Consider the following 18,907-nt stretch of genomic DNA (forward strand, 5'->3'; position numbering starts at 1 on the left):
TTATATAGCTATTTTTTGAGTGTATCCACTATTTGAATAGCCGCAAATTCCACAGATGTTACGTTTGGATTCATACTACTAATCAACTTCTTATTATTGCTATTAGCAAGTAAAAACTTTATTTTTTTTGAAATCTCATTCACATTGTAATTATCGTAAACAATATCATTATCTTCTAAGTGCGGAATTATCGATTTAGCACCTGTTTCCTTAGATACAAGTAAATTACATCCATTAACCAAGGCCTCAATAGGTGCAAGTCCAAAAGTCTCGAAACTACTATTTTGTACAAATAGCTTTGCCCTTTGATAATAATAAGGCATTTCCTCGTGTGGCACCTTTTGATAATATTGAACAAAAGGAAACGAAAGAATTTCTTCAAGATCCTTTCCTTCGTTTCCTATAACAATAAGCTGAAGATTCATTTGATCTTTTTGATTAATTAAATCAATTGCTTTACAAATTGATTTAATATTTTTTAATGGTACCCCTCCCCCAACTGCCATTAAAGTATTTTCTTCTCTTTCTATACTTGTTTTTTTAGCTGCAGTAAGGTTTTCCCAATCGATCCCATTATTGACATAGGTTAGCTTATCTTCATATTGAGGATAATTTTCTTTCATCCAATACATAAAATTTTCGGAAACACAAATAATTATAGGTGCTAATTCTAATACCTTATTTTCGACATCAACATCATTTTGATTATAATTCCCGTTAATTTTTCCTTCTATATTACGACATCCATGCATTAAATACGCAGATTTTATACCTAACAGTTTAGAAATTCTAAATCCTATAATATTTATTTTAGACATTCCAGAAAAGAGAACTGCATCTGCTTTTCTTATTTTAACAACAAGCTCAAAAACCCTACCAATTATTGAACGTTTTTCTAAAAACATAGTACTATTAGGTAAATTTTTCTTTAATGCTTTATTAACATTTGCTGGACCAACATTACCAATAAGATCTCCTACAAATAATAACCTCAAATCACTTCTCTCCCAATTTCCTCTTATATTCTTGATGACCATTGAACATTTCTCTAATTGCTTGAATTACAGTCATATTAGACTTATATTTGTGATAGTGTCTAAATGCAAATTGTAATATAAGTACCGCTGCCCACCTTTGTGATAGAGCACTAAATATTGCGCCCCGGTCATAAAAATATTTTTTGTTAAATCCTGTAAACCAAGAAGATTCACCAATATATAAATCGGCAATCTTAATTGGTTCATATTTAATTTTTAACCCCTTTTTTAAACATTCATATAAAAATATATTTTCTTCTCCCATCCTATAAATGGAACCCGCTCCAAATTGCTCATTAAATTGAATGTTTGCTTTTTTAATTTTTTCGACTCTAAATGCAATTTCGACAGAAGAAGTTTTTAAGGAACTAAGATATCCTAATCTTTTACTTTGATTTTCATATGTTTTGAATGGTCTGTTAATTCCTTCCACCTGAAATCTAATAATATCATAATCTGGATTTTCATCGAATGTCTTCTGGATTAATTCACTATAATTATCAACATATATTAGGTCATCATCCGCTAATAAAACAATACCTTCATCCTGCGAATTAGATATTGCCTTATTGCGACTTTTACTTAATCCTACATCCTCACTGCACACATAAGTTAATTTATGACTTTGTACACATAAAGCTTCTTGTTTTTCATACCCACACTGATTTACTATTACTGCATCCGATGATATATTCATCTTCTCAAACAAACCAACAGGATTTGATCTATTCATTGTAGAAACTAATACCTGAACACACATATTTTCACACCCTAAACTAGATAAATAAAATACTCACTTTATTCCAATAACATATATCCTACAATTGAAAACTTTATCTATCTTGTACTCTCAGCTTTTTCCCAAAACGGTTTTGCTTTTCCAGTCAATATATTATAGACACCGAACCATTGTGCAATTATCGTTACACAATAATAATAAGTTAACGTTACATACTTATTGTTTGTCTTAGTTATTACTTTTATCAGCGCCATGAGATAAAATAGCACTTGTCCAATAAATGTAATTAAATAAAACCAAGATTCTGTTACCAATAATGCATTGGATATTAGTACTATAAGATGTGCAATCCATAGTAAATACCTACATGTTCTATGTCCAAAATAAAAATAAGAGAACCATTTATACTTAAATATATTCAGTATCCTTACATCTGGTAAAATATGTTTCAAAATAATTCGGTTCATTCTTACTTTGCGACCAAATTCATCTTCAATAACCTCACCAGCTTTTTCACAAGCAATCGCATCATGATTCGCAATCGCCCTTTTCCCTTGAAGTGCATACAATGGTGGCATTGCACTATCGTGACATTGTATTGGATTAAAATCATAATAATCCTTAGTTCTACATGCATATAAAGCCCCATTACCAGCTGTTATAGTTTGCATTCGCCCTTCAATTTCACGCATTACCATGTCGCTATCCCAATAACTCGCTTCAGCATTACTTACATCACTAGACCCTTGATTAACAATCATTAATCTTCCCGAAACATATGCAATTTCTTCTGACGTAAATGCTGCCATAAGTTCTTTAACAGATTTTTTATCCATCATAGAGTTTGCATCGGTCATAACTAAATACTCTGTTTTCACATTTTTTTGTGCTTCATTTTGTGCATTTGTTTTCCCTTTTCGAGCTTTCACTTCATAAATTCTTATTTTTCTATCTTGATTTTCTTTAATAAACTCCCTAACAATTTCATTAGTTTTGTCTGTACTATTATCAGAAGCTATTAAGAATTCGATTTTATCTTTAGGATAATCTAACTCTAAAATATTATTAAGTTTATCTAAAATTACTTTTTCCTCATTATGAGCAACTACCATAACAGTTACTGTCGGCTCATGAGAGTAATTCTTTTCCAGATTTCGATTCTTATATAACCTTCCAATTAATTTTAATGATATAGGATAACCAACCATCGCCCAAACTATAATAAATCCACTTATATAAAATAGATATTTGTATAACAGCTCCATTTACCTTCTCCCTTAATTGTTCTATTCGTCCATCCTTTTTGCAGGAACCCCTACATATGTTCCCGCTTCGGCTATATCTCTAATTACTACAGCTCCCGCACCTATTTTACAATCGTTAGTAATATTAATGTTATTAATTACTACACTCCCAATACCTAACCAAGTACCCGATCCAACCCTTACTGTACCAGCTAAATGCGCACCTGGTGATATATGAACATAGTCATCAATTTTATTGTCATGATCTATTGTAGAAGCAGTATTAATAATGCTTCCTTTTCCAATTTTGGTACAACAGTTAATAACAGCACCTGCCATAACTACAGTTCCTGCTCCTAAATAAACTTGTTCTCCAATAATTGCACTTGGATGAATTAAGACTGGTATAATTGCTCCTAAATCCTCAAGTTCTTCCTGGACCTTTTTGCGTACAACATTATTCCCAATGCCAACAAAGATGTCATAATCCTCTATGTATTTCGAAACACTTGTGGATTTATCAATTATTTCTATCCCCATTGAAATTTTCACATTCTCACTATCATCAAGAAAAGCTATATATCCCCATTTTTTCATCTTTAATGCAATGTCAGCTATAACCTTTCCATGACCACCAGCACCTATTATAAGAAGTTTTGTGTTCATAACTCTATGCTTCCTTTACTATTCCCTTTAAATGGCTCCATAGTAGCTGCCGTTTGAGAATTAATCCCCTCTCTAATGAAAACCTTCTTAATAGTTAAGAGAATAATTTTCCAATCCATAATAAAATTCATATTGTCCACATACTCAATATCATAATTAAATTTCTCTTCCCAACTAATAGCATTCCGACCATTGACTTGCGCTAACCCTGACAATCCAGGCCTAACTTCATGACGACGCTTTTGATGTTCATTGTATAGTGGTAAATACTGAACTAATAAAGGCCTTGGTCCTATAATTGACATATCACCTTTAAAAATATTAAACAGCCCCGGTAATTCATCAAGTGATGTCGAACGTAAAAATTTACCGAACTTAGTAAGCCTTACGCTATCAGGTAGTAGCTCACCATTTTCATTTTTTTCATCTGTCATTGTTCTAAATTTATACATTTTAAAAATAGTTCCATTTAATCCCGGTCTCTCTTGTTTAAATAATACTGGACTACCCAATCTTGTTTTTACAAGAAAAGCCACTATAAGGAATACTGGACTAAGCATTATAATAGCAATTAAAGACAGTATAAAATCCATCGGCCTTTTTATAAACCTGCCATAGATGCCAACTTTAGAACTCCTCATTATGCTATCCACAACCCTTTAATAATTTTCACCACTTTTTCTAAATCTGCTTCTGTCATCTTCGTATCGCTTGGTAAACATATACCATTCTCAAAAAGTTTTTCTGATACATCTGTACCAACAAAATCATATTTCTCAAAGAACGGCTGCATATGCATTGGCTTCCAAACCGGTCTAGATTCAATATTTTCTTTTTCAAGGGCTTCCATCACATCTATTGGACGGATCTTACCGTTTAGTGTCATAGAACTTAGCCAATAGTTTGGTTCATTCCACTCATTACTAGGCATAAATTCAATTCCTTCAAGATTTCCTAGTTCTCTCTTATAAAAATCAAATATGTATCTTTTCTTTTGAACCCTTTGATCTAATACTTTAAGTTGCCCTCTACCAATTCCAGCAACTACATTACTCATACGATAGTTAAATCCTAATTCACTGTGTTGATAATGTCTTGCCTGGTCTCTACTTTGGGTAGCCCAAAACCTTACCTTTGAAACTCTTTCTTCATCATTAGAAACAAGCATACCGCCACCAGAAGTAGTAATGATTTTATTACCATTAAAAGAAAAAATACCATACTCTCCAAAACTACCTGTATGTTTACCTTTATAATAAGTTCCCAAAGATTCAGCAGCATCTTCAATTAAAGTAACATCGTATTTTTTACAAAGTTCAACAATCTTATCCATATCTGCCGAAAGACCATAAAGGTGAACTACTATAACTGCCTTTACATTTGGATACTTTTTAAAAGCCTCTTCTAATGCTTTAGGACACATATTCCAAGTTTCATAATCACTATCTATGAAAACAGGAGTAGCATTTTGATAAATGATTGGATTTGCTGTAGCTGAGAATGTAAGTGTTTGACAAAAAACAACATCACCTTCTCCTACTCCAGCTGCTTTTAATGCCATATGAATTGCAGCTGTTCCAGAAGATAGTGCAGCCGCTGCATTAGATCCTACTTTCATAGCTAATTCTCTTTCAAATCCATTTACATTTTCCCCAAGTGGTGCAATCCAATTTGTATCGAAAGCTTCTTTCACATAATGCATTTCATAACCTTCGTCACTCATATGTGGTGATGAAAGAAATATTCTGTCTCCCATTTTTAAAACTTCCTTCCCTTGAATTAATTTTTAAGATTTACTTTATTATTTGCAATATCTAATAGTCGTTCTCTTATTTCTTCTTTACTAATTCCTTCAAAGTCATTCATAAACTGCCTTAAAATCCCTTGATCAATTAAAACAGCCTTTCCTATATGAATTTTAGGGAAAATTTGTTCTGGATGAATTTCACCTTCATTTAATAACTCTTCGTACATTTTTTCACCTGGTCTTAATCCAGTAAATTCAATTCCAATTTCTTCAATAGAAAAACCTGAAAGGGTAATTAAATTTTTAGCTAAATCCACAATCTTTACTGGGGCCCCCATATCTAGCACGAACAATTCTCCGCCCCTAGCCAGTGTACCCGCCTGAATAACTAATCTTGAAGCTTCTGGTATTGTCATAAAGTAACGAATCATATCAGGGTGAGTAACTGTTACAGGTCCACCCTTTTGAATTTGTTTCTTAAACAGAGGAATTACACTTCCCCTACTCCCTAGGACATTACCGAACCTAACCGCAACAAAACGTGTACCAGTACTAACCGATGCCATATGCTGCACAATCATTTCTGCAAATCGTTTTGTAGCTCCCATTACATTTGTTGGATTTACAGCTTTATCTGTAGAAACCATTACAAACGTATTTACTTTAAACGTATCTGCCGCTTCAGCTACATTTTTCGTACCAAAAATGTTATTTTTCACAGCTTCTTCTGGATTACGCTCCATTAAAGGAACATGCTTATGTGCAGCCGCATGGTATACAATATACGGTTGATGCTTTTTCATTATTTCAAAGATTTTATGACGATCTTGAATATCAGCAATTTCTGTTGTAATTTCAACTGTATCTTTATAGGTAACTCTCATTTCCATTTCGATATTATAAATGCTGTTTTCACCATGTCCTAAAAGAACAATTTTAGCTGGTTTATATTTCATCACTTGGCGACAAATTTCTGATCCAATTGATCCACCGGCACCTGTTACTAAAATCGTTTTGTCTGTAATCTTTTCTCCAATGCCTGCATCATCTAGCTTTATTGGTTCTCTCCCTAATAAATCCTCTACTTGTACATCACGGAATTCATTAACAGAGAGTTTTCCATCTAAAAGATCTTCAAGCATTGGTACAATTTGAGTTTTCGCCTTCGTTTTTCTACACTTCTCAAAGATTTCATTTATTTGCCCTCTATTTAATGAAGGGATCGCGATAATAATATGTTCTATATCATTATCTTCTACAATTTCTTGAATATAATTTGTTGTACCAACAACCGGCACATTATAAATTTCTAATTTTTGTTTGTTTCTATCATCATCGACAAACGCAATTGGATATAAATCTGCTTCTTTATTATGTTGCAATTGACGTACTACCATTGTTCCTGCTGAACCTGCACCAATAATTAATGTTCGTTTTTTATCATTTGCTTTTGCAATATATGTATCACGGAACATACGCCATACGAAGCGAGAACCGCCAATCAATAATAAATGTAACATCCATGCGATCGCTAAAATTCGAACATAAATATCATGATTTATAATTTGTTGAACAATTGCTGTTACTAAAATTGATAGCGTAATTGCTTTAAATATTTGTTTTAATTCACCAATACTCGCATATTCCCACGCCTTATTATAAAGCTTATAAATAGCAGCAAAAACATGATGACTACACAATAATGTAATAGAACTAATAACTACTGTCATAGGAATTTTGTTTAATACATTTGGATGTATAAACCAATAACTTAAATACACGGCAGTTAATACGATAAATGAATCTAATAAAATTAATAATGAGAGCCGTTTTCGATAACTCAATATACATGTTCCCTTCTTTATATAATTCTTATCTTACTCATAATAAAAAAGGACATTCTCTTATGAATGTACCTCTTCCTTTTTTACAAGTTCCTTCATATACTTCATTAACTCTACATTTAATTCTTCATTTTGTAGCGCCATCTCAATCGTCGTCTTAATAAATCCAAACTTCTCCCCGACATCGTAACGCGTACCCTCAAAATCATAAGCAAATACACGTTGAACTTCATTTAATCGTTGAATTGCATCTGTTAATTGAATTTCTCCACCCGCACCTGTTTGTTGATTTTCAAGCAACATAAAGATTTCTGGTGTTAATACGTAACGCCCCATAATTGCTAAATTTGATGGTGCCGTACCTTCTGCTGGTTTTTCAACAAATTGACGCACTTGATAACGGCGATCGCTTTGTTCAACTGGATCGATAATACCGTAACGATGTGTTTCGTTTTCAGGTACTGTTTGTACACCAATAACTGACGACTGTGTACATTCATATTGATCCATTAATTGACGTAAACAAGGTGTTTCTGCTTGCACAATATCATCACCAAGTAATACCGCAAATGGTTCATTTCCAATAAACTTACGTGCACACCATACTGCGTGTCCCAGGCCTTTTGGTTCCTTTTGTCTTATGTAATGAATATTAATTTTTGAAGAAGCTTGTACCTTTTCAAGCATTTCATACTTTCCTTTTTCTAAAAGGTTTTGTTCTAGTTCAAATGAATGATCAAAATGATCTTCAATCGCTCGCTTTCCTTTTCCAGTAACAATAATAATATCTTCAATTCCTGATTCTATCGCTTCTTCTACTATGTATTGAATTGTCGGTTTATCAACAATTGGTAACATTTCTTTCGGCATTGCCTTTGTTACCGGTAAAAACCTTGTCCCCAGTCCCGCAGCTGGAATAATTGCTTTTCTTACTTTTTTCAAATCTAGTACCCCCAAACATATTATTATATCCATATGTAACAATAACAAAAACCCTACTTATAGGGTCGTCTTTACAACTCCATAAGTAGAGTTTCTAACATAAATAAATTATGGGCATCTAACCCATCCTCACGTCATACTCCCGACGACAAGCGTCTAAGGTAGGTTCGAAATAAAAATTTCTACCCACAGCACGACCGAGTGCCCCCATTGATAACGGTTAGGAGACATCACCAATTCTTTATTTAAAAAATACCAAACAATTTTTTACGACGAATTTGTTCTGGATCTTCTTTGTAAATTGCCTTCCCGCTAATTAATAAGTACGGATTCTCTTTTAAATCACTCATAACATTCATTCCGAATTCTTTCTCAATTAGTTCATAGCTTTCCGCTAAATGAAATCCTCTTGACGTTATGTTATGTGCATCTGAAGCAACCATATGTGTTAAATTATGTTCTACAAGTTGAAGTGAAAACTTTTTGATTTTTTTACCGAATTTCCCTAATAAACTACCTGCCGTTACTTGCGTTAATGCCCCTTTATTTACAAGGTTATATAACTTATCTGGCCGCTCGATTAACTCGGCATTACGTTCCGGATGAACGATAATTGGAATCATTCCTTTTACGCGCAATTCATATAGTAGTTGTTCTGCATAACGAGGTACATGATTAGATGGAAATTCAATGAATATGTATTTATTTGTTTCGTTTAAAGTAACAATTTTACCAGCTTCATAGTCTTCTAATAAATCCCCATATAATCTGACCTCTTGTCCCGGTAAAATAGTAAGTGGAATATTATGTTGTTGTAGTTCATCATTTAGTTGTTTTACGTGATGAATAATTGAGGTACGTTCATTTACATATTTTCCATTTTGATGGTGTGGTGTTGCAACAATGGTATGTATTCCTTCTGAAACGGCTTGTTGTGCCATCGCTAAACTATCTGTTACTGTCTGTGCACCGTCATCGATACCAGGTAAAATGTGACAATGTAAATCTATCATTTGTTTCATCCTCCCTCTCTCCTATAAAGATCTTTTTTCCCTTGAATATGAGATATCACTCATATTCAAGGGAAAAAAGGAGATATGTTTCAACCATATCTCACTCTTTTAATTAGTTTGCACCGTAATAATAATATAAGCCTTCTTCACGTTCACGGTCGTTTAGAACGACACCTAACAATTTACCTTTTGCAGACTCCAATAGTCCTTTTGCTTTTACTGCCGTTTCTTTTTCTGTTGATTCACTACGAACAACAAGAATAGAAGCATCACATACATTTGCCATAATTTGCGCATCTGTTACAGCTAAAATTGGCGGCATATCAAAAATAACTAGATCGTACATGCTGTATGCTTGTCCAAGAAGTTCTTTCATTGATTTCGAACCTAATAATTCGGCCGGGTTTGGTGGGATTGGACCACAAGCTAAAAAGTGTAGATTTTCTACAGATGTCGTTTGTACACATTTTTCTAAACGTTCACTATTTGTTAGTACGTTCGTAAGTCCAAAAATGTTATCTACTTGGAACATTTGATGCATTGCTGGTTTACGCATATCTGCATCAATTAATAACACTTTTTTTCCTTGTTGAGCAAACACAACTGCCATATTCGCTGTCGTTGTCGTTTTCCCTTCACTTGGATTCGCAGACGTGACCATTAATGAATGTAAATTCGTATCAATGGCTGCAAATTCAATATTCGTTCGAATATTACGATATTGTTCTGAAATTGGTGATTTCGGTTGTTGATGAGCAATTAATTGACGACGTTGACGATGATTCTTTTTCTTTTTAAATAAATTAAGAGCCAATTGTTTGTCCCCTCACTTTTCTTGATGATGGAGCGTGTGATTTCACGTTCATTGTTTCTTCATCCATACGAGCTACAATTCCTAATACTGGTAAGCCAAGTAAGTTCTCTACATCTTCTTCTTTTTTAACCGTGTTATCTAAGTATTCTAATAAGAATGCAAGACCAAATGAAGCCATTAAACCAACAACGAAAGCAATTGCCACATTTAACATTGGAAGTGGTTTAATCGGAGATTGATTTTCTGCAACTTCTGCTTTAGATAATACCGTTACGTTATCAACATTCATAATTTTTGCAACTTCACCTTTAAATACATCTGCAGTTGCATTCGCAATATCACGAGCTAATTTGGGATCCTTATCCTCAGCTGTTACAGAGATTACTTGTGAATCCTTTTCATTCGCAACATTAATCTTTCCTGTTAGCACTTGAGCTGTCATATTTAAATTTAATTTTTCATTTACTTGATCTAAGATTACTGGACTTTTAATAATAACCTTATATGTATTCGTTAATTGAATATTCGTTTGAACTTCACCGGCTTGGAACATTGCCCCTTCTTGCTTCTTCTGATTAACGAGAATTTGCGTCGAAGATTGATAGATTGGTGTCATGAAGAAAAAGCTAATGATAGCACTTACAATAGCTGCACCAAAGGCAATTACGAGGATCATTGCTAAACGTTTTTTTAAGATATGAAATAACTCTTTTAGACTAATTGTTTCTTCCATAGGTTCCTCCAACTTTCTAAAATTTACACATAGGAAAAATTATAACATATAAATCTTACATTTTTTATTTTTAATAATTCAGTTCTATATTTGTTCACAAGAAACAAGTTTAATCTTACAAAATAATCTTAAATATGACAACACATTCCAATCATTTTCCAAATTATTTATCATATCATGTTTTTATGCTATGTAACTTGAGAAATAAATTTCAAAATGAGAAAAAAGCCAACAAGTATTTCTTATTGGCTTTTTTCTATTTTAGTAATAACCATACTGCTCTTTTTCTTCTCTTTTATCGTTTAAAACGACTCCAAGTATTTTTCCAGATGCCTTATCTAGTATTTGTTTCGCTTTTACGATTTTATCTTTTTCCGTCTTTTCACTTCGTACAACGAGTACGATTCCATCACATTTATTCGCAAGTATTTGTGCATCTGTAACCGCAAGGACAGGTGGTGTGTCGATTAATATAATATCAAACATGTTATATGCTTCTATTAATGCCTCGTCCATTGCCTGGCTCCCTAATAGTTCTGCTGGGTTTGGCGGGATTGGACCTGCTGCCATTAAATATACGTTCTCTATATCTGTTTTTTGAATGCATTGCATAAGTTTTGCTTGTCCTGATAATAAGTTCGTTAACCCATTTGAACTATGAATGGCAAATAAGTTTTGTAGCGTCGGCTTACGCAAGTCAGCTCCAATTAATAAAACTTTCTTTCCTTGTTGTCCGAAAACAACTGCTAAGTTTGAGATTGTTGTTGTTTTCCCATCACCTGGATCTGCTGAAGTAACAATAATAGAACGAACATGATTATCTACAGATGTAAACTCAATATTTGTACGAATGTTACGGTATTGTTCTGTAATACGCGATTTAGGCTCTTTATGTGTAATTAATTGTCGTAATGGTTTTCTTTTCTTTCTCCCGAACATATTCATAATCTCCTTTTGTGAAATGCGACATTTCCCTTTTCTCTCTCTTATGCTCGATTTCATACGTCTAATTAATATTCTTGCTGATTTCCCCACATTTCATCATAATCAATAACATTCTACTTTGTCTTATTTAAGTACCTTAACAATATGACAATGCCCTTATTTCTTTATTACCTTTATCACTTATCCTGTTTTCTAGATAAATAATAAAGTAAGTATATGGTAATTGCCATCTATTTACAAGTTATTTTCTGATTAGTTTGTATATTATCGTTTCATCGTTATATAGCAGAAATTAAAAAAATCTCCTTGTCTTTTTACAAGGAGATTTTTTAGTACTATCTATTCTTTTTTATCACCAATCGCAAATGTAATTTCTGCCTCACATGCAACTTCACCATCTACTGTTGCGATTGCTTTTCCTTTTCCAATCGGGCCGCGTACGCGTGTCATTTCTACTTCTAGACGAAGCTGATCACCTGGGCGTACTTGTTTTTTGAAACGGCAATTGTCGATACCTGCAAAGAAAGCAAGTCTTCCGCGGTTTTCTTCTTTCTTTAATACTGCAACTGCTCCGACTTGTGCTAATGCTTCTACAATAAGTACACCAGGCATAACTGCATAGTCAGGGAAGTGTCCGTTAAAGAATTCTTCGTTTGCGGATACATTTTTAATCCCAACCGCTCTTTTACCTTCATCTACTTCTAATATTTTATCAACAAGTAAAAATGGATAGCGGTGAGGAATGATTTCTTTAATTTGTTCTATATTTAGCATGTAACAATCGCCCCTTTTGTAATATTGGTCTTACCACTTGGACATATTGCTATTATCCCATTTTGTTTATTGTTTGTCATTACAAAGTAACATTTTATATTTAGCACGACTTCCTAAAAAAAAATGCACACACTCTATTCCATTAAAATAGTTGCACATTTTTGCAACTGACACGGAGGTGGAAAAGAGTGTATGCCCAAATTAGGGAAAGGCAATATGTATTGAAACATTATTTGCCTTAATGTCGTATTCGACTCATTATATTATAAACGTTTTCAATTAAGGAAATATTAAATTTAACCATATATATGAATATTTTACCTGTTTCCTTCATATTTCTCTATTTTCCTTCCATTTTCGCAAAAAAACAAAATAAAAAAATATAAAAACGAAAAAAAGAACTAAGGCATTAGCCTTAGTTCTTTCAAATTATCTCAAAGCACGCTTTGGTAATCTGTCGATATTCTCTAACATAATACCTGTACCAACCGCAACGCAGTGCATTGGGTTTTCAGCAATTAATACTGGTACTTTTAGTTCTTCTGCTAGAAGCATGTCGATACCGTGTAGTAAAGCTCCACCGCCTGTTAGAATAACACCGCGGTCGATGATATCTGCAGATAATTCTGGTGGTGTGCGCTCTAATACGCCTTTTGCAGCTTGTACAATAACAGCTGCATTTTCTTTTAATGCTTCTGTAATTTCTTCAGAGCATACTGTAATTGTACGTGGTAAGCCTGTTACCATGTCACGTCCGCGAATTTCAAGTTCTTCGCTACGTGCACCTGGGAATACTGTACCAACTTTAATTTTAATATCTTCTGAAGTACGTTCTCCGATTAATAGCTTATACTTACGTTTAATATAGTTTAAGATCTCCATATCAAACTTATCGCCAGCCATTTTGATAGAGGAAGAGGTAACAATATCACCCATAGATAGTACAGCGATATCTGTTGTACCTCCACCAATATCAACAACCATGTTACCGCTTGGTTGGAAGATTTCCATACCAGCACCAACTGCGGCTACTTTTGGTTCTTCTTCTAAAAATACTGTTTTACCACCTGAACGTTCAGCAGCTTCACGAATTGCTTTTTGTTCTACTGATGTAATATTTGTTGGACAACAAATTAAAATACGAGGTTTTGAAAAGAAGCTCTTTACGTCCAATTTGTTAATGAAATACTTTAACATTGCTTCTGTAATTTCGAAATCTGCGATTACACCATCTTTAAGTGGACGAATTGCTACAATATTACCAGGCGTACGTCCCACCATACTTCTCGCTTCTTCACCGACTGCTAATACTTTACCACTATTACGATCAATGGCCACAACAGATGGCTCATTTAATACAATACCCTTACCTTTAACATGAATTAATACGTTAGCCGTACCTAGGTCAATTCCGATATCTCGCGCAAACATTCCCGTTTTTTCCTCCTCGATATTCAAAATCAGGTTACACCCGAATTCTTTTCACCTAATTTCTGATTTTATCATAAATTTAACAGAAACGTAATATTCGCAAAAAGAATTCTTCTGAAAAATATTACCGAATGTGAACGGAATGTTTGCTACTGTAACATTATTGACGTACAGGCTTCTCTACATCTTCTTTTCTATACTTTTGTTTTGTTGCTTCTCCACCTCTTAAATGACGAATAGACTTATGATAATCAAGAATTTCTTTTACTTCATTTGCGAGCTCTGGATTAATCTCTGGTAGACGTTCTGTTAAATCTTTATGGACTGTACTCTTTGATACCCCAAATTCCTTTGCAATGACACGCACTGTCTTTCTTGTCTCCACGATATACTTACCAATCTTGATAGTTCTCTCTTTGATGTAATCGTGCACACCACTCGCCTCCCTAATTTGGATGTGAGAAGGGTGAAATGAGCCTCGCTGCATATGACTAAGAAGTAAGTGTGAGTGCTGTTTGTAAGCGTTAAACATTCTTGGATTTATAATGAAATGATTCACGATTTCTCACCTCAAACACTCTCTTTGCTTTGGTTTATACCATTGTATTGCCCGCACTACTGATATATGCTACATGTTCACTATTTTTGCGGACTAAGTTAAGAAAAATTACGTTTTTTTGTGAGAAATACGTTAAAACTGACTATTATGGCAAAAAAAAATGACACCTTGTATAAAAGGCGTCATTCTTCTCGTTCCAATTCTTCTTCTAACAACTGATGGTGGGGAACCTCTTTCTTACCGGCAATATAATAATATAAAGTGAATAAAACAAACAATAAAATAATAGCAGTCGACAGAACAAACAAAAATGACACAGTATCCCCTCCCTTTTGTAATATATATTCGAGAATCTCGTCATTTTTCCTTGTTTTTACAACTTTTTTCTCGAAATTGAGTATTTTTATATAAAGTGAAACTTTAATCAGTGGGTGCCATTTCCCACTGATTATTAGTTGAACCAATCGGGCTTTTACGGGCAGTTGATCCCCGACCTAACTTCTTAGCTTTCACTGAATTTTGAAGTAGGGGTCTTACTGCCCGTTAATGCGGGATAAAAATAAAAAAATCAATTCTCTTGATGAGAACTGATTTTTTCACTTTCTTATTCTTGTGAAGAAGAATCGTTAGATGATTCTGTAGAACCGTTTGTTGATTTTTCTTCTTTCTTCGGTTCTTCTTTTTTGTCACTAGTTGAACCGCTTGTTGATTTCTCTTCTTTTTGAGACTTGTCTTCTGTTTTATTTTCTGGTTTCGTGCTCGTTGACTTCTCTTCTTTTTGAGATTTGTCATCAGCTTTTTTACCAGAAGCATTCGTAGCCTTTGCAGCACCTGCATCAGCTTTAATTTCTGTTACTGATTTATTTAAGTAACGTTCAGGGTTCACAGCCACATTGTCTTTACGTACTTCAAAGTGAACGTGAGAGCCTGCCTCTTTATTCATTGCACTTAGACCGGATGTTCCTAATACTTCACCTTGTGCAACTCTTGCACCTTTTTCTACTTTCACACTGCCTAAGCTTTGATAAGATACCGCTACACCATTTCCACTATCAACTGTTACAACATAACCAAGAAGTGAATCTTTTTCAGCTTTCGTTACTGTACCACTTAAAGCAGCGGCAACATTGAATTCTTTTCCATTCTTCGCAGCAATGTCAATTCCTTTGTTTGGGGAATATGTGTTGTTATAAAAGACAAGTGCTTTTTCTTGTTCCGCCTCAGTTGCTGCATCTTCATAGAATTTCTTTTGTACGACTACTTCCGCATTCGCGGCAGCTGGCATTTTCACTACTTCTGAAGATTTCGTTACTGGTACTGCTGGATCTTCCGATTGTGTATACGGTGTTGCTTGATCGTGGTTTGGAGTCTTCTTCGGATTAGCTCCTTGGAACCATAGCGCAACCATTAAGATTACCGCTGCACAAGCAATGTATAGTGCCGGAAACACCCATCTTTTTTGAAATAAATGTACTACCTTTTGCGACTTTTTATTATTTCTTCCTCGCATTCCATCATCACCTCAGCAATCATTTTGAACAATATTCACGTATCCTATACAACGTATAACTAATTACTTTTCGACAAAATTTGTAAAAATATGTATAAGAACTGTAAAATTTCCGAGGAAATGATAGAAAAAAGAAAAAACTGAGCGTTTCGGCTCAGTTTTTAGTCCATTTGTTTCTTCTTATATACGATTAAACACGCAATAAGCGCAATAATAAGCCACACTCCAACATTTAATACATGCCCACTAATACTACTAAACCCAGCTCCATCTACTAAGCTTTTGATTGCTTTTACAATATGAGATGTTGGAAGATACTCAATTAGTGTCTTAATTACTTTATTTTCAACCATCGGCTCAAATTGTACAGCTAAATACATCGTCATTAAAATAGGCATACCAATTAAAGATGTTTGTGGTACAGAAGATGCAAGTAATCCAATCATTGTTCCAAGCACGATAAACAAAATAGTTCCACATAAGAATACCAATCCTACCAATGGAAGATTAATATTTAACTGATCTAAAATGAATAAATTTGCAATACAAATGACCATCGTCAGACCCGATGTTAATAAACTCTTTCCAAGAAGAACTTCAACAGAAGATGCTGGGGATAACATCAACACACGCAGTGTATGTTTTTCTTTTTCTTCTGCAATTACCATAGATTGAACAAATCCTGCGACAAATAGGAAGGCCATTATAGTAGTAGTGCCTAACATTTCCTTTCCTACTCCAAATCTGCTAAACAAAAATGAAAGTATAATTGGTAAAAATGCCATTAATAACACTTGTGAATTTGTCTTAAAATCTTGGACTTCTTTCCGAAAAATAGCTGAAAATCTTCTCATTGAAAACGTCATTATAATCCCCTCCCAGTAACTTCAATAAAGATATCGCCTAGCGTTGGTTCGTGTGAATGAATAGATAACAGTTCGCCCTTTTTCATCCATTCTGAAATACGTTTTGCGCCTAATTCATCTTTTTGCACTACTTCTTTTTGTTTATCTTTTAATACGACCTGTATTTGATCCTTAGCGTATTGTAAGCGCAGGTTCTCTGGCGTATCAAGCGCTACAATTTCTCCGCTACAAAGGAAGGCAATGCGGTTACAAAGCGTTTCTGCTTCATCCATGTTGTGAGTCGTTAAGAAAATCGTCGTTCCTTCTTCATTTAAGTCTTTTAAGATTTTATGAATGTTTTGTACGTTTACTGGATCGAGTGCAGATGTTGGTTCGTCTAAGAAGAGAATATCTGGTTTATGAAGGATTGCTCTTGCTAGTGTGACGCGTTGCTTCATTCCCTTTGATAGTTTCTTTACTGGTGTTTTTTTATCATCTAATAAATTTACTTGTGCTAGTACTTCATTGATTCGTTCTTTTTTACAATCGTATAAGTCACAAAATAATAGTAAGTTATCATAAATGCTAAGTCTTTCATATAAGCCGCTGTTATCTGTTAAAATACCAATTCGTTTGTAATCGATGCTACTTGGTCCTGTAATATCTTTCCCTAATACTCTTACCGTTCCAACACTATGAAGCAATTGAGAAGTTAAAATTTTTACTGTTGTCGTCTTACCAGATCCACTCGGTCCGAGGAATCCGAATATCTCTCCTTGCTTCACCTCAATATTTACATTTCGAAGTGCCGTTTTTCCACTGAAACTTTTCATTACATCTTTCATTTCAATTGCCAATGTCATTTCTTCATCCCCTTTGTTTTTCTTCTTTATAGATGAAAGTCGCTTTAGCGCTTTTCGTTCGTTTGTTTCGCTTTTCTTGACTCAATCATATGAAAAACAAAGGGTTTACGCAGTAAAATACCGGTAAAAGGAGTATTTTTACCGGTGAATGAATCGCATGTTGAGCTTATTGGAGCACTTTTTATAGCCCAATCACGCCTTTTAATTCATCCATTCGTCCTTTTGAAAGTGGAATTGAACTTTTTCTTTCGTCGTCTAAAATTAAGCTAAAACTGTTACGAGTCCAAGTAATCACTTCTCGTACTCTTTGTAAATTTACAAGGTACGAGCGATGACATCTAAAGAAACCAAAACCTGTTAATCTCGCTTCTAGTTCACTTAATGTTAAGGCGCATACGAAATCCCCTTCACGAACGTGAATATGTGTTACTCCGTTTTGCGTTTCAATGAAATGAATTTCCATCGGATCAAGTAAAATGATTTTATCGTTCACTTTCGCAGGTATTCTTTCTAACTTCATTTGCGGAATCATTTGAATGACTTTTTCTTCATCGACTTCTTCCACTTCCTCTTGCTCAATTTCTATCTTTTTCACACCATCGTTGTTTAATATGTATACATCCTCTGTTAACGAAAGGGCATCCGATAGAAATGATGACGTAATAAAGATTGCCTTTCCTTGTTCTTTCATTTTCATGATTGCTTTTCGAATAATAACCGTACTCTCTGTATCTACATTTTGCTCTGGCTCTTCCAAAATGACTAGATCCGGATTATGAATCATAATTCGTCCAATATGAAGACGACGCTTCTCTGAAAATGATAGTTTTTCTATCTTAACGTTTAACTTATCTAAAAGACCAACATATTGTACAATTTCTTCCGTACTCATATTCGATTCATAAAGACCTAGTAAAAACTTAAAGTATTCCTTCACCTTCAAACGATCATATGCCTCATCTTTCAAAAAACAAAAGCCGATGCGAGAATAATTTTTCTTTCCAATCGCTTTACCTTCAAATAGCACATTGCCAGTTGAAGCTTCTTCTTCACCAATAATGATACGATGCAACACTTTAGCTGTATGGTTATTGCATTGCAAAACAACACATTGCCCTTTTTCAACCTTTAGCTCTATTGCCGGTAACTGGTTCGTTTTCCCTAACTGTTTCAACTCCAGTAGCGCCATTTCGTCTCCCCC

Annotated in this window: 20 protein-coding genes; all 20 read right to left on the reverse strand. The window is 34.2% G+C overall.

Annotated elements, in window-relative coordinates; all coding sequences use genetic code 11:
* Positions 1–8: 8 nt before the first annotated feature.
* On the reverse strand, positions 9–995 hold the full coding sequence (locus tag N2V79_RS25840; protein WP_340720310.1) for a glycosyltransferase family 4 protein: 987 nt from the start codon (positions 993–995) through the stop codon (positions 9–11).
* 1 nt (position 996) lies between these two features.
* Positions 997–1,797 carry a glycosyltransferase gene (locus N2V79_RS25845; protein ID WP_265938482.1) on the reverse strand — a complete coding sequence of 267 codons (801 nt, stop codon included), beginning with the start codon at positions 1,795–1,797 and terminating at the stop codon, positions 997–999.
* A gap of 77 nt (positions 1,798–1,874) precedes the next feature.
* Positions 1,875–3,041, reverse strand: coding sequence for a glycosyltransferase family 2 protein (locus N2V79_RS25850; protein ID WP_340720311.1), 1,167 nt, complete (start codon positions 3,039–3,041; stop codon positions 1,875–1,877).
* 21 nt (positions 3,042–3,062) lie between these two features.
* Entirely contained in the window at positions 3,063–3,686 is a 624-nt protein-coding gene (locus tag N2V79_RS25855) for an acetyltransferase (RefSeq protein WP_265938480.1), read from the reverse strand.
* Complete coding sequence (locus N2V79_RS25860; protein ID WP_278003031.1) at positions 3,683–4,327, reverse strand: sugar transferase; 645 nt, start codon at positions 4,325–4,327, stop codon at positions 3,683–3,685. Before N2V79_RS25860 ends, N2V79_RS25855 begins: the two co-directional genes overlap by 4 nt.
* Complete coding sequence (locus tag N2V79_RS25865; RefSeq protein WP_151527124.1) at positions 4,327–5,442, reverse strand: DegT/DnrJ/EryC1/StrS family aminotransferase; 1,116 nt, start codon at positions 5,440–5,442, stop codon at positions 4,327–4,329. Before N2V79_RS25865 ends, N2V79_RS25860 begins: the two co-directional genes overlap by 1 nt.
* A gap of 23 nt (positions 5,443–5,465) precedes the next feature.
* Positions 5,466–7,277 carry a polysaccharide biosynthesis protein gene (locus tag N2V79_RS25870; RefSeq protein WP_265938479.1) on the reverse strand — a complete coding sequence of 604 codons (1,812 nt, stop codon included), beginning with the start codon at positions 7,275–7,277 and terminating at the stop codon, positions 5,466–5,468.
* Positions 7,278–7,337: 60 nt separating this feature from the next.
* Positions 7,338–8,219, reverse strand: coding sequence for a UTP--glucose-1-phosphate uridylyltransferase BpsC (gene bpsC / locus N2V79_RS25875; RefSeq protein WP_340720312.1), 882 nt, complete (start codon positions 8,217–8,219; stop codon positions 7,338–7,340).
* A 245-nt stretch (positions 8,220–8,464) separates the two neighbouring features.
* Positions 8,465–9,232 carry a tyrosine-protein phosphatase gene (locus tag N2V79_RS25880; RefSeq protein WP_070757792.1) on the reverse strand — a complete coding sequence of 256 codons (768 nt, stop codon included), beginning with the start codon at positions 9,230–9,232 and terminating at the stop codon, positions 8,465–8,467.
* 112 nt (positions 9,233–9,344) lie between these two features.
* Positions 9,345–10,046 carry a CpsD/CapB family tyrosine-protein kinase gene (locus tag N2V79_RS25885; RefSeq protein ID WP_086398019.1) on the reverse strand — a complete coding sequence of 234 codons (702 nt, stop codon included), beginning with the start codon at positions 10,044–10,046 and terminating at the stop codon, positions 9,345–9,347.
* The gene (locus N2V79_RS25890) at positions 10,036–10,779 is read right to left on the reverse strand and encodes a YveK family protein (protein WP_086398018.1); all 744 of its coding nucleotides are present in this window, start codon (positions 10,777–10,779) and stop codon (positions 10,036–10,038) included. Before N2V79_RS25890 ends, N2V79_RS25885 begins: the two co-directional genes overlap by 11 nt.
* Positions 10,780–11,040: 261 nt before the next feature.
* The gene (locus N2V79_RS25895; RefSeq protein WP_153592364.1) at positions 11,041–11,718 is read right to left on the reverse strand and encodes a CpsD/CapB family tyrosine-protein kinase; all 678 of its coding nucleotides are present in this window, start codon (positions 11,716–11,718) and stop codon (positions 11,041–11,043) included.
* A 345-nt stretch (positions 11,719–12,063) separates the two neighbouring features.
* A complete protein-coding gene (fabZ, locus tag N2V79_RS25900) occupies positions 12,064–12,498 on the reverse strand; it encodes a 3-hydroxyacyl-ACP dehydratase FabZ (protein WP_000931959.1) in 435 nt (144 codons plus the stop codon).
* Between the two features lie 429 nt (positions 12,499–12,927).
* Complete coding sequence (locus N2V79_RS25905) at positions 12,928–13,929, reverse strand: rod shape-determining protein (protein WP_000457978.1); 1,002 nt, start codon at positions 13,927–13,929, stop codon at positions 12,928–12,930.
* Between the two features lie 160 nt (positions 13,930–14,089).
* Positions 14,090–14,362 carry a sporulation transcriptional regulator SpoIIID gene (spoIIID, locus tag N2V79_RS25910; RefSeq protein ID WP_000544012.1) on the reverse strand — a complete coding sequence of 91 codons (273 nt, stop codon included), beginning with the start codon at positions 14,360–14,362 and terminating at the stop codon, positions 14,090–14,092.
* 308 nt (positions 14,363–14,670) lie between these two features.
* Positions 14,671–14,805 (reverse strand): hypothetical protein, encoded by a 135-nt coding sequence (locus tag N2V79_RS25915; RefSeq protein WP_000008903.1) that lies wholly within the window; start codon positions 14,803–14,805, stop codon positions 14,671–14,673.
* A gap of 287 nt (positions 14,806–15,092) precedes the next feature.
* Positions 15,093–15,998 (reverse strand): M23 family metallopeptidase, encoded by a 906-nt coding sequence (locus N2V79_RS25920; protein ID WP_001214922.1) that lies wholly within the window; start codon positions 15,996–15,998, stop codon positions 15,093–15,095.
* Between the two features lie 161 nt (positions 15,999–16,159).
* Entirely contained in the window at positions 16,160–16,864 is a 705-nt protein-coding gene (locus N2V79_RS25925; protein WP_078400607.1) for an ABC transporter permease, read from the reverse strand.
* Positions 16,864–17,706 carry an ABC transporter ATP-binding protein gene (locus tag N2V79_RS25930; protein ID WP_095689966.1) on the reverse strand — a complete coding sequence of 281 codons (843 nt, stop codon included), beginning with the start codon at positions 17,704–17,706 and terminating at the stop codon, positions 16,864–16,866. Before N2V79_RS25930 ends, N2V79_RS25925 begins: the two co-directional genes overlap by 1 nt.
* Positions 17,707–17,887: 181 nt before the next feature.
* Positions 17,888–18,895 (reverse strand): LytTR family transcriptional regulator DNA-binding domain-containing protein, encoded by a 1,008-nt coding sequence (locus N2V79_RS25935; RefSeq protein ID WP_029443658.1) that lies wholly within the window; start codon positions 18,893–18,895, stop codon positions 17,888–17,890.
* Between the last annotated feature and the right edge of the window lie 12 nt (positions 18,896–18,907).

Origin of the sequence: Bacillus sp. CH_70, from assembly GCF_038007045.1 — a bacterium.
GTDB classification, from domain to species: domain Bacteria; phylum Bacillota; class Bacilli; order Bacillales; family Bacillaceae_G; genus Bacillus_A; species Bacillus_A cereus.